Genomic DNA, 12,992 nt, shown 5'->3' with positions numbered 1-12,992 from the left:
TAACCTTATTTGTCTATTAAAGAGAGAACTGTATGAGCTCAACGCTTCCTCCTTGCCCTAAGTGTCAATCTGAATATGTTTACCAAGACCAAAGTCTACTTATTTGCCCTGAATGCGCTCATGAGTGGGATCCTAGTCAACCAGAAGTTGATGAAGATGCTTTAGTGATTAAAGATTCTAATGGTACTCGGATAAATGAAGGCGACAAAGTAACGTTGATCAAAGATCTAAAAGTAAAAGGCTCATCGTTAGTATTGAAAATTGGCACTAAAGCGACAATCAAACGCTTAGTAGACGGTGATCACGATATTGACTGCAAAGTAGATGGTGCAGGCGATATGATGCTTAAATCGCAATTTGTTAAAAAAGCATAATTTATTTAATTGAATAACACCTTGCGAGCATGTTTTGTAAGGTGTTTTGATTCATATTGTATTTTTACTGAGCAATTGTTTGAAATTAACGACTTTATTATTGATTAACACCGCTAAATTACCTAACATAGCGCCGCTTTATCAATTATCGTTCAAAACGTTAAATGAAAGTTCAAATAGGTGACGTGTCCGAGTGGGGCGTTACCGCCCGGAAAAAGCATTGCTTTTTCAGGTAATGGCAGACATTCAAGGATGAATGGCTTGGGTGCCGATCATCATGGATGTGTTTATGCCAAGCATTAGAAAGTAAAACTTAGGTGACGTGTCCGAGTGGCTGCCAAGGTTGAAATATCACGCCAAGGCGTGCTCAGCTAAATCACCGTTAGTGAGAAGAACACTAAAGAATAAAATCTTCTAAAAATCTTAAATAGGTGACGTGTCCGAGTGGCTGAAGGAGCACGCCTGGAAAGTGTGTAAAGGGCAACCTTTCGAGAGTTCGAATCTCTCCGTCACCGCCATTCTTTATCTAGCCCTTTAAATCTATAGGGTTCTTTAATATCAAGGCGTGTAGCCAATCTAGCAATAAGTTGACTGGTACAAAAAGGTGGTACAAAATGCCCTCTATGACTAGTCCTTTCACCCCCCAAAAAACAGGCGTTTATTATTTTCGTCGAGTTGTTCCTTCTGACATTCGAGAAGCGTTAGGTCGTGGACGTGAAATTAAGCGTTCACTCAAAACTAAAGACCGTCAGGAAGCTAACCGTCTTATCGTCTCTCATATTGCCGAAACTGACGATCTCTTTAGCCTTACTCGTTTACAGTTAAACAGTAATGAAGACATTAAGCTGACCGCTAAAGACGCGGCGGTTATCGCTTCTCGTTGGTATGAGAGACTTAAGGTCGACATAAACGAGCAGAGAGACACAATAAACCACCAAACGGTGGTTTATTTTATCGCTTTTAATCAAAAGAAAAACTGTAAAGATTAAATATGCTGTTACATTGTTTGACTCTAAAAGCAGGTTGAATGAGCTTTTTTATCAGTCTAACAACAATGTGGTTTACATTTTATTTTTTTACACTTTATTAAAGAGCTCTCCTCTTTGCCTATGATTGGATTAATTAGTTATTAGGTCTGTCTAGAGTATTAAAACTGTAATTACTGAGGTTGATATGTATTTAAATAGAAGGACTTTTTTAAAAACTTCTATTGGAAGTGGAGGTTGCTTATTATTAAACCTGTCTTTGCCATTATCAGCCCATGAAAGTGCAAGTAATTTTCAAGCAAATATTTATTTGCGCTTTAACGCTGATGGAACAATTGTTTATCGGGATACAAAACCTGAAATGGGCCAAGGAGTTTCAACTGGGCTTGCGATGGTTGTTTGCGATGAACTTGGCGCTGACTGGAACAAGTTTCGTATAGAACGCCCTCCTATTACTGCTGATATAGAGATTAACCATTCTCTTGGCTCTTCCGCCGGAAGTAATGGTATGTTGGCAGCGTATTTACCGCTACGTCAGGCGGCTGCCAATCTTAGGCAGCTTTTTGTTGAATGTGCCAGTGAATATTGGCAATGCTTACCTAAAGACTGTGTTGTTTCAAATAGCAAAGTTTATCGTCGTACAACGAATGAGTCATTGCCATTTGCCAAGTTGTTTATATCAGTGGTTGAAAAAAATGTGCCTGAGAATGCAGTATTGAAAAATGACTCAGAATTAGAACTTGTTGGGCATTCTTTATCAATTAAAGAGAACAAAGATATTGTCACCGGAAAACAACAGTTCTCAATTGATATTGAGTTAGACAATATGGTTCACGCCAGTATAGAACGAAGTCCAACCACCGATAGTGAATTATTATCGATAGATGATAAAGAGTGCAGGCAATTAGCAGGGGTGATATCGACCATTAAAATGCCTGCCTTCCCGTTTAAGACTAACGTGGAAAATAAATGGCAAGAGAAGTATCGAGGTACTAAAAGTGGTGTGGCTGTGATCGCGCAATCAACATGGCATGCTTTAGCAGGAAGAAAGCGTTTAACGCTTACATGGACAAAGAGTCAATATGAAAAGCATGACGACGATATTATCAAGAGTGAACTGAAGGCGGGAGCTGGAGACAGTATTCGAGATATTGCTTCTTCTGGGGACGTGCAAAAAAAAATAAAAAATGCAAAGCGAGATAGAATTTTTACCTGTCAGTATTACAACCCATATCAAGAAAATGCGCATATTGAACCTCTTAATGCGGTTGCAGACTATGATGGTCATAAATTAACTTTGTGGGCTGGTACTCAATCACCAACTTTAGCTTTAGATTATGTTGCTGAATGCACAGGAGTTTCTAAAAGCAACATTGTTATTCATTCGATGCGCTCCGGTGGAGGCTTTGGCAGGCGTTATTTTTATGATTTTGTTGTTGAAGCAGCATACTTAGCGGTGAAATTACAAAGGCCGGTAAAAGTGACCTGGTCACGAGAAGATTGTGTTAAACATGGCCGGTATCATCTAGCGCGTATTGATAAGCATACTTTAGTTCTTGATGATGCCGATAACCCTGTTGCATGGGATTCACTCACTCTAAGTGGTTCTAACTATGGTTGGCTCGCACGAAACATCATGTTGGACTATTACGCTGGACATACACCTCATCGTTCATCACGCCATGCTGAGGGCGATAGTTTAGTGTTATTGCCAGGCTCTTGGCGAAGTGTTGATGCGCACCCGTTAGGACTTGCTCGAGAGTGCTTCATTGATGAAGTTGCAGCAAAGTTAAAAAAGGATCCAATCGAGTTACGTAAACAATGGTTATCGCAACATGCTATTTTTCATCAAGAAAAAGGTCTTGACGAAAAATCTTTTCAACACCGAATTGAACGTCAAAAAAAATTGTTGGCTATGTTAAAGCTGGCAGAAGAAAAAGTTGATTGGCATAAGGAGCTAGGGAGCACAAAAGGGAAAGGTATTTCACTTAGCTATTTTTATGGAACGTATGTGTGTCAGGTCGCTTATGTAAGCCGTAAAGAAGAAAAAGTACAAGTTGAAAAAATTGTCTGTCTGTTTGACTGCGGTAAAGTTGTTAATCCTCAACTTGTTAAATCTCAAATAGAAGGAAGTATTATTTGGGCGTTGTCTGCGTTGCAAAATCCATCGATCCATGTTCGAAATGGCAGAGTTGTTCAATCCAATTTTCATGATTATCCTGTAATACGCTCAAATAAGGTGCCTCTTATTGAAATTCATCTCGTCGAAAGCGAGCGTTCTCCGAATCGAGTCGGAGAATCTGCCGTGCCAGATACAGCTCCTGCTGTGCTCAATGCGATATTTAACCTCACCGGTACGCGTTGTAAACAATTACCCTCTTCATTGTTAATTTAATTTTATTAAAAACTTTACTGAAGGAACACGTAAGCTGATATGTATAAGTTTAATGGGGTAACAATTTATCCGGTTTTAAACCTTATCCGAACAGTAAGTTTCTAAACAAACCAAACAAAGCATAATAGGGATGATAGTGAACACATTTAAATACTGGTTTATTTTTATTTTTTCAATGATTGTCGCTTTTTCAGGTAATAGTAGTGAATTAGCTGGAAAACTCACAAAAATTACAGAAGCTTATATTGAACATCAGATGTTTCGAGGTAATGTGCTAGTTGCGATTGATGATGAAATTATAGCGAATGTAAGTTCAGACAACATTGAGTTTTCTTCAAGGTTTGAAATTGGCTCTATTGCTAAACAGTTTACAGCAGCCTTAATATATTTACTTGAGGAAAAACAACTAGTTGACTTTGGTTTTCCGATAAGTACCTATGTCAAAGGATTTTCAGAACATGAAATCGGCACTATTACGATTAACGAAATTTTAGAACACAGAAGCGGTTTACCACGAGACTTTATCTCTTTAAATGAAAGAGGTACCAACCGAAACATGACGAGCAAAGAGCGTTTGAGGCGTTTAAAGGATTTGTCAATATCACCTGAAAAATCAAAACAATATTCAAATGCTGGTTTTGCGGTGATATCGCTTATTATTGAGTCTGTCACCAATAAACCTTTTGAGCAGGTGCTAGTTAATAACATTATTAAACCCCTTAATTTATTGAACACAGGCATAATCACTGAAAAGGTTAAGTCATCTTTAGTGCAGGGGATTAATCGTCTTGGCGATGATGAGATTGTTTTTCCTTCTCAGCTACAAAACTATGCAATTGGACACGGAGCTATGTATTCATCTGTTATGGATTTATATCAATGGCAACTTGCATTGATTAGTGGGAAAGTTGTTTCTGTAAAAAGCTTTAATTCAATGCTTGCGAATAATCATGGATTATTTCGGTATTTGTATAACTGGCCATCAAACACTGGAGCTAAAGGGCAAGCATTTACACATAGTGGTTCAAATGAATCCTTTGTAGCAAATGTGTCTACATATTTAGACCATAAGTTGATTGTTGTAACTTTGGCCAATGAAAAGCCAACATACGTAAATTCATTATATAATCAATTAGCGAATGCTGTTCTGGGATTTGATGAAGCTTTACCTTATGAAAATTTATTAGATAAGATAGCCACAAAGGTGCTCTCTGGTGATCTTGATGGGGCGATTAAAGTATTTTCACAAGCAAAACTAGCACAACGATGGGATTTACCCAGTGCGCTTCAGCTAAATCGATACGGCTATCTATATTTAGAAAATAAGCATTTTGATAGTGCAGAGAAGCTATTTGACTTTTTGACACAGGTATACCCCGATTACAAAAATGGATGGGATAGCTACGCTGAAGCGTTAGACGCAAATGACAATAAAGATAAAGCTAAGAAAATAAGGCAAAAATATTTACACTAAGTTTAAATATTTCAAGGCATTTTATCGTCTTGTAGCGGTTTTATTATCTAAAGTTTTTAGCTAGTTAATGATGTGCATCGAACACTTCACTGATGTGACTGCTTCTTTGTCTCAATAATAACTCGACAAAAAATTGCGTTAATCTACCCGCGCTTATGCTCACTCCCTAGAGCATAATTTTTTGACTATAGAAGTTACTCTGAGGCTTCTATTTTTCTATTTCAGCAGGAATGATTATTTCAATTTTTAAGCCTTGAGGTTGATTAATGCTCATCTTCAATTGATAATTTTTAGCATAAAATAGTTCAAGTCTTTGTTTAATATTTGAAAGGCCGATACCTTTACTTGATTGTAGAGGTTCTAGGGACGTTAATGGGCCATTATCACTAACAATTAATAGTACGTTATTGTCTATTTTCTCAGCTTTTATGAGTAAGACAGTCTGCGTATTTGACTTGTTCAACACATGTTTTATCACATTTTCAATTAATGGCTGAATTAAAAAATTTGGTAGCATAACTTGTAAAGTATCTGGCTGTATCTGCCAAACTATTTTTAAACGTTTGCCAAACCTTATACTTTCAATATCTAAATATTTCTCCATGACATTTAAGTCTTCTTCTAAAGGTACGCGAACGGTTGGTGAATTATCGAGAGAAAACCTTAAAAAAGTCGCTAGTTTAGCTAGCATATCACTTGTTTTTTCTCCATCACCTCTGATAGCTAAATTAGAGGCGGCGTTTAATGAATTAAATAAAAAGTGAGGGTTTAATTGGTACCTGAGAAGTTCTAATTTAGCACGTTCATTATCAGCTTTTATTTCTAATATTCGTTTGTTTTGTTCTAATAATTTGATATGAAACTTAATGCCACTATAAAAAGCGGTCCAAACTAAAAGCACTAGTAACGAGTTTGAATAAAAGAAAAAAATAGCATAAAAGGGAATTTCATTTTCGATCCATTGAGTAAACATCTCAGGATATATAAAGTACCAAATATAGAGTTTTTTTCCTGCCGTCCACACTAATGAAAGTAGGTTGCAAGATACAAATGCAACGATTAAAAAAATTACAAAATTCTTATGTTCAAATTTTTTATATATTGCTCTGAGAACGGTGGAAATTAGAAAGCCAGTAAAGCTAAAGATGCTAAAGCTTATCAATGTATTTACAGGGGGAGTATAATCATCAAAGTTAAAGACTATATTGTCCAACGAAAATGTCGCAGAATAGATGATCCAACCACAAACTTGGAATATCCAATAAAGTTGCCTTTTAGTATATTTTTCATAGATATTTTTAACTTCACCAAAATGCATTAATGTATCCCCAGCACTTTGAATAATTTGTGTTTATAGTTGTTGCTCATTTTTACATCATCACCGTTCTTCATTATTAAGCTTGAATAGCGGCCTAGCTCACTTTCAACTTTGCCAACGTAGTCGATATTGATAATTGCGGAACGGTGAACACGAAAAAATTTTGTGTTTGGGAGTTTGTTTTCAATGCTAGTTAATGTTTCTCTGTGTAATAACATTCGATCTGAAAAATAGAGTTCTAAATAATTAGAGGCACCTTTGATCCAAATAATATCGTTAATATCGATTATTTTTACTTCCCCAATTGATTTAATCGCTAGTTTGTTGATTGGTGTTTCTTGCTGTTTTACTGTAGACACAAGGTTTTCAAATCTATGCATTAAGTGTTTTAATTTATCATTTTCATAAGGTTTGAGCAGATAACCAAACGCATCTATATCAAATGCATCAATTGCATATTCGCCATATGCCGTTGAAAAGATCCATTGCGTCGCAATAAGGCCTGATAAGGATTTTGCTAAATCCATTCCGCTCCCTGAAATTATATTAATATCCATAAAGCAAATATCGGGTTCATGCTCTAACAAAGCTTGCTTTGCTTCATTATATTCTCCACATTGTTTTACAATGTTCCAGCCGGGTCGCTTTTCTATTTCTCTGGTTAATCGCTCTAGCGCCATTTCTTCATCATCAACAACAATACAGCTAATCATGAGGTATCCTAGTTAAATTTTTATTTTGAATAGTAAAATTATAAAAGAATAAAATCATTTAAGTTGGTATGAATTGCACATTATCTATGGTGAATGCAACGTTATAGGTTTTATTAGTTGGGTGAAAAATGGTGAAACTACCTGTAATGCCTTATTTTTAAATCCTTGCAAAAAAAGAATGACAATGTAAGTGAAACTAGGTTTAGAGCTATATATTAAGTTTCACTATTTTTATCACACCAATATGCTCTTTTATCCCTTTCTACACCTCTTAGTAGTCACAGTTGTTACCTTTGGTAGTAGCAGCTATCGGTTGCTTTTATAAAAATAGAAAAATAGTCAAGGGAGTTTTAAATGAAATACAATTTATCTAAGTCGTTTAATCGATCAATAACAGCTTTAGCTGTAGCTATGTCACTTGGCGTAGCAGTTCCAGTAATGGCAAATGAAGGGAGTATCAAAGGTACTTCGCAAACCCAAGTCGGTAATATTTTATCAAATGTCACCGTTACCATTAAAAATTTAACAACAGGTCTTACTCGTACAGTTTCCACTGATAGTCAAGGTAATTATCGTTTCCCTCTATTACCTGCAGGTACCTATAGTTTAGAAGCTAAAAAAGATGGATTTTTAGTCTTAAAACAAGAAATGTTACGTGTAGGGGCGGCTGGTGCAACTACAGTAAACCTGACAATGGAGAGTGGTGATATTGAAAGGATCACAGTCACTGGTGCGGCAGTTACAGCGATTGATGTTGCATCAAGTGAATCTCAACTTATCGTTGATCTTGAATATCTTAATAAAGTTCCTGTTGCTCGTGATGTGACTTCGGTAGCTTTATTAGCTCCTGGAACTATTTCTGGCGATGATGACTTTGGTAATTTAGCATCTTTTGGTGGCTCATCAGTAGGAGAAAACGTTTATTATATCAATGGGATTAATACAACCAATTTTCGCAATGGATTAGGTGGTTCTGAATTGCCATTTGAAATGTATAAATCTTTTGAAGTGAAGACTGGCGGCTATTCAGCCGAATTTGGCCGTTCTACTGGAGGCGTGGTAAACGCGGTAACCAAGTCAGGTAGCAATGAATTTAAATTTGGTGCCAGTGCCTTCTATGAACCCGCTAGCTTAAGGGAAAATCAACCAGACGTGTTTCGAACTGACCCTGACGACATTGAAGCGGTAGGCTCAGAATACTATGTTGTTAATAAGAAAGATAACATTGGCTCAACAAACATTAATTTTTGGGCAAGTGGTGCAATCATTAAAGATAAGCTGTTCTTTTTTGGCTTGATTAATCAAGAAAATAGAGATTCTGATTATGCTGAAAGCGGTGCAATATATGATCGCGAAGCGAACGACACACTGTATGCGTTAAAGCTAGATTGGTACATCACCGATGACCATATTGTTGAATTTACTGGCTGGGATAATAGTTCTGACTTAGAAAGTACTAAGAATCTATATAACCCAGATACGGATACTACCGGTGAATGGTATGGTGATTATATTTTAGAACGCGGTGGAAAAACCTGGGGCTTAAAATATACCGGTATTTTATCGGATGATTTAACCGTTACTGCGCAATACTCCATCAATGAAGCAAGTTATTCAAACTTAAATGCCGGCAAAAACCCTTTAGGGGATAAACCCGCTATATATGAACGTTATAGCGGTCGTGAATTTGGTGCTTTTGGCTTGTACACACCTTCAATACAAAAAGACAAACGTACAGCTTATCGCTTAGACTTTGATTGGTATGTTCATGATGATCATACACTGCGCTTTGGTATTGACTATGAAAATATGGAAGCTGAAGAAAACACTCAACGTGCTGGAGGTGTTGCCTGGCGTTATCAAGGTTGTGATACCGGTTTGCTTGCGCAGGGGCAACTAGACTGTACAGATGTTCGTAGAGAGTTTTATGTCAATGTTGGCGACTTTGAAACAAAATCAGCTGCGTTTTATATCGAAGATAAATGGCAGATAAATGATAATTTAGTGGCAACTATTGGCTTACGTAATGAGTCATTTGAAAATTATAACAAAGCAGGCCTTAAGTTTGTTGATGTTACCGATCAATGGGCACCACGTGTTGGAATAAGCTGGGATGTTGAGGGCGATGGTAACAGTAAACTATTTGCAAACTATGGACAGTACTATTTACCAGTGGCTACCAATACTAACGTACGTTTAGCTGGAGATGAACTTTACGTTCGCCAATACTTTGAAGTCGAAAGCATCAATGCTGACTTTACGCCTAATTTAGTTCCAGGATCAGGTGGACCTGTCACTACATTTAGCGATGGTAATTTGATGAATACCGCGGAAACCGTCAATGCTGATGTAGATCCTATGTATCAGAATGAATTTATTCTAGGCTACCAACGTGTACTTGATGAGTCATGGAGCTTTGGTATTAAAGGTACATACCGCGACTTAGCCAGTTCTCTAGAAGATATTGCCATTGATAAAGGATTTAACGATTTTCTACTTGCCCAAGATCCTGATGGACCTGGCTGTTCTCGTTGTGGAGGTTTTGAGTATTATGTTTTAACTAACCCAGGTAAAAGCGTTACTCTTACCACTGATCCAGATGGTGACGGTAGTTACTACAGTGAAGATACCTTTACGATTCCTGCAGATATTTTGGGCTACCCAAAGGCCGAGCGTCAATACGCAGCTGTTGATTTTACTTTAAATCGCGCTTGGGATGATAAGTGGATGTATAGCTTTACTTATACTTGGTCGCATAGTTGGGGTAATAATGAAGGCTTTGTTCGTTCCGATAATGACCAAGACGATTCTGGCTTAACGACCAATTTTGACCAACCGGGCTTAGTGGATGGGGCAAGTGGCAATTTGCCCAACGATAGACGACATGTGGTTAAAATGACAGGTGCTTATAATGTCATTGAAGATCTAAACGTTGGTTTTAATTTCAACTGGTCACAAGGTCGACCGTTAAACTCGTTTGGTGTTCATCCAACTGATGCATTTGCGTCACTTTATGGCGCAGCGTCGTTTGTTAAAGATGGCCAATTAGTAGATCGTGGTTCTGAGGGGCGAACACCTAATACATGGAGTTTAGATTTATCAGCAAGTTATGATATGTACTTTGACGATAACAAAGTCACCTTTAGGGCTGATGTTTTTAATGTTACAAACAACGATAGTGCAACTCAAATAAATGAGATAAATGAGCGAATTGCCGGTTACGATTCATCATTTGGAGGGTACCGAGGAAGCCATGAGCCAACTTACGGCTTACCAACTGACTTCCAAAGACCTCGTTATGTGCGTTTTAGCGTTATTGCGGAATTCTAAGTTTTATCTGCTGTAAACTGAAATAATGAAGTAAAAGGCCTGTGTATTTTTCACGGGTCTTTTTTTGTTGCCTGCCGCTTTAATATCGATTCATAGTTAATAGCTTGTCGATAATAATACTTACCTTGGTTTAAGCTCTACACAATAAAGCAAATTCATCCAACTATTGAAGATTGACGTTATCATTTTGTGGTGATGCTATTTGCAAATTTCGTCCCTTAAAATGCTAATTTCTCTCCTTGTTTGGTTGCATTTACACATCAAATTGCGAATTAATGTTTTTTGTGTGTAAAGTTTACTTTTGAGCAATATATGGGATTATTCGATGATAACTTGCTTGATAGTGGATGATGAATTACATGCAAGGGAGAGGATCTTCAGAGTCGTTCAGCAAAGGTATGGTTGGGATATTATCGGGCAAGCTGCTGAATATGATGAAGCAAAATCCCTTTTCTTAACAGCTCAACCTAAAGTGTGCTTTCTTGATGTTAATATCATTGGTGGTAGTGGTATATCGCTGATCAGAGAATTGAAACATATTGCCGTATGTAAATGGGTGATCATGTCTGCGCATAGTGAGTATGCTATTGACGGCTATAACGTAGAAGTAGAAGATTTTCTGTTAAAGCCTATCGATAGTATGAGGTTAGAAAAAGTGTTGCTTAAAATAGAATCATACTATGCTAATGAGATGTACCATCAATTAAATAATGAACAAGACTGTTTAAGTGATTGGTGAGCTTTGTCGTTTCTACTTTTTACTATGTGAAACTGAGATTTTAGCGAGCTTTGATTTGGCATTCTCTGTGAGCCGTTTTACAATCAACTAGGCGTTTGATGTTATCTTGGCGCTGTCTTTTTTGTGATTTTTACATGCTTTCAGTGGAGAATGCTATGTCAGGCCAGAATAATTTAGGTGTGAACGACCAGCAATTATTAAGAAACTCTTCTTATATCAATGGTAGTTGGCAGTCAGCTGGAACTTACTTCTCTGTCACAAATCCTGCCAATGGTACGCAGCTGATTCAAGTGATTAATGCTGATATTGAAACGGCTGAACTTGCCGTAGAAGCAGCAAAAAATGCGTTAGCTTTATGGTCAGCTACACCTGCTAATGAACGTGCTAAATTAATGCGCAACTGGTTTGATTTAATGATGGCGCATCAAGACGATCTTGGTCGTATATTAACCTTTGAACAAGGAAAGCCCCTTGCGGAAGCGAAAGGGGAAATTGCTTATGGCGCGGCATTTATTGAATGGTTTGCTGAGGAGGGGAAGCGGGTTTATGGTGATACTATTCCTGCCCCAGCCAATGATAAACGTATTATTGTGCTGAAGCAGCCTGTCGGTGTGGTTGCATCCATTACCCCATGGAATTTTCCTAATGCGATGATCGCTCGAAAAGCCGCTGCTGCCCTTGCCGCGGGTTGCACTTTTGTTGTACGCCCCGCCACACAAACACCGCTTTCTGCATTAGCCATGGCAGAGCTGGCTGAGCGGGCGGGTATTCCAGCCGGGGTATTTAATGTTGTGGTTGGGGATGACGCTAAAGGTATTGGTAAAGTGTTAACACAACATCCTGATATTGCGAAATTTACCTTTACTGGCTCTACTGCAACTGGAAAAAAGCTAATTAGTCAGTGCGCGACAACTGTGAAAAAAGTATCAATGGAGCTCGGTGGGAACGCCCCCTTTATTGTTTTTGATGATGCCGATATTGATGCTGCGGTGCAAGGAGCAATAACGTCTAAATATCGTAATGCAGGGCAAACCTGTGTTTGTACTAACCGTATTTTAGTGCAACAAAGTATCCTTGATACATTCACTAAAAAGTTTACTGAGGCGGCGGCTAAATTAACGGTGGGAGATGGTCAGTTAGCAGGTGTTGATATTGGCCCGATGATCTCAAAGGCGGCGGTTAATGATGTGCAGCAATTAGTACAGAAGTCTATCGCTGCTGGTGCTAACTTAGCGCTAGGAGGCGCACAGCATCAGGCAGGAGAGTGCTTTTATCAACCTACGGTATTAACTCAAGTGACCAATGATATGCCTGTTGCTGCGAATGAAATTTTCGGTCCTGTGTCACCCATTATTGCTTTTAAGCAAGAAGCCGATGCAATTGCTATGGCAAATGATACCGAATATGGGTTGGCGGCGTATTTTTATGCCCGTGATATTGGCCGCATTTGGCGCGTTGCTGAACAATTAAATTACGGCATGGTCGGAATTAATGAAGGCATTATTTCTAATGCTGCTGCCCCTTTTGGAGGGGTGAAGCAATCAGGTAATGGCCGAGAAGGGTCAAAGTATGGTTTAGATGACTATTTAGAGATCAAATATTTGTGTCTTGGTGGTCTAGATCGCTGAGCTGATAGTGTCTATTTCTCACCCGAGAGTCTTGT

At 38.1% G+C, this 12,992-nt stretch carries 9 protein-coding genes and 1 tRNA gene; 8 read left to right on the top strand and 2 right to left on the bottom strand.

The window, feature by feature from the left end; genetic code table 11:
• The first annotated feature begins 32 nt into the window (after nt 1-32).
• From IV514_RS07570 to IV514_RS07550, 5 genes are all read left to right on the top strand, one after another.
• Nucleotides 33-374, top strand: coding sequence for a zinc ribbon domain-containing protein YjdM (locus IV514_RS07570; protein WP_206484348.1), 342 nt, complete (start codon nt 33-35; stop codon nt 372-374).
• 430 nt (nt 375-804) lie between these two features.
• Nucleotides 805-892, top strand: a tRNA-Ser gene (locus IV514_RS07565).
• 96 nt (nt 893-988) lie between these two features.
• A complete protein-coding gene (locus IV514_RS07560; RefSeq protein ID WP_206484347.1) occupies nt 989-1,363 on the top strand; it encodes a DUF6538 domain-containing protein in 375 nt (124 codons plus the stop codon).
• Nucleotides 1,364-1,547: 184 nt separating this feature from the next.
• On the top strand, nt 1,548-3,755 hold the full coding sequence (locus tag IV514_RS07555; protein WP_206484346.1) for a molybdopterin cofactor-binding domain-containing protein: 2,208 nt from the start codon (nt 1,548-1,550) through the stop codon (nt 3,753-3,755).
• 136 nt (nt 3,756-3,891) lie between these two features.
• Nucleotides 3,892-5,229 (top strand): serine hydrolase, encoded by a 1,338-nt coding sequence (locus IV514_RS07550; protein ID WP_206484345.1) that lies wholly within the window; start codon nt 3,892-3,894, stop codon nt 5,227-5,229.
• A 208-nt stretch (nt 5,230-5,437) separates the two neighbouring features.
• On the opposite strand, the gene IV514_RS07545 is transcribed toward IV514_RS07550, so the two are convergent.
• Nucleotides 5,438-6,547 (bottom strand): histidine kinase, encoded by a 1,110-nt coding sequence (locus IV514_RS07545; protein ID WP_206484344.1) that lies wholly within the window; start codon nt 6,545-6,547, stop codon nt 5,438-5,440.
• On the bottom strand, nt 6,547-7,260 hold the full coding sequence (locus IV514_RS07540) for a LytTR family DNA-binding domain-containing protein (RefSeq protein ID WP_206484343.1): 714 nt from the start codon (nt 7,258-7,260) through the stop codon (nt 6,547-6,549). The genes IV514_RS07545 and IV514_RS07540 overlap by 1 nt, the downstream gene beginning before the upstream one ends.
• A gap of 354 nt (nt 7,261-7,614) precedes the next feature.
• On the opposite strand from IV514_RS07540, the gene IV514_RS07535 reads away from it, so the two are divergent.
• From IV514_RS07535 to IV514_RS07525, 3 genes are all read left to right on the top strand, one after another.
• Entirely contained in the window at nt 7,615-10,590 is a 2,976-nt protein-coding gene (locus IV514_RS07535; protein ID WP_206484342.1) for a TonB-dependent receptor, read from the top strand.
• 325 nt (nt 10,591-10,915) lie between these two features.
• Entirely contained in the window at nt 10,916-11,329 is a 414-nt protein-coding gene (locus tag IV514_RS07530) for a response regulator (protein ID WP_206484341.1), read from the top strand.
• A gap of 155 nt (nt 11,330-11,484) precedes the next feature.
• The gene (locus IV514_RS07525; RefSeq protein ID WP_206484340.1) at nt 11,485-12,957 is read left to right on the top strand and encodes an NAD-dependent succinate-semialdehyde dehydrogenase; all 1,473 of its coding nucleotides are present in this window, start codon (nt 11,485-11,487) and stop codon (nt 12,955-12,957) included.
• Nucleotides 12,958-12,992: the final 35 nt, after the last annotated feature.

Origin of the sequence: Thalassotalea sp. G2M2-11 (assembly GCF_017168195.1) — a bacterium.
Lineage (GTDB): Bacteria > Pseudomonadota > Gammaproteobacteria > Enterobacterales > Alteromonadaceae > Thalassotalea_E.
The sequence above is the reverse complement of the archived record's forward strand: the minus strand, read 5'-3'. Positions and strand labels throughout refer to the sequence as shown.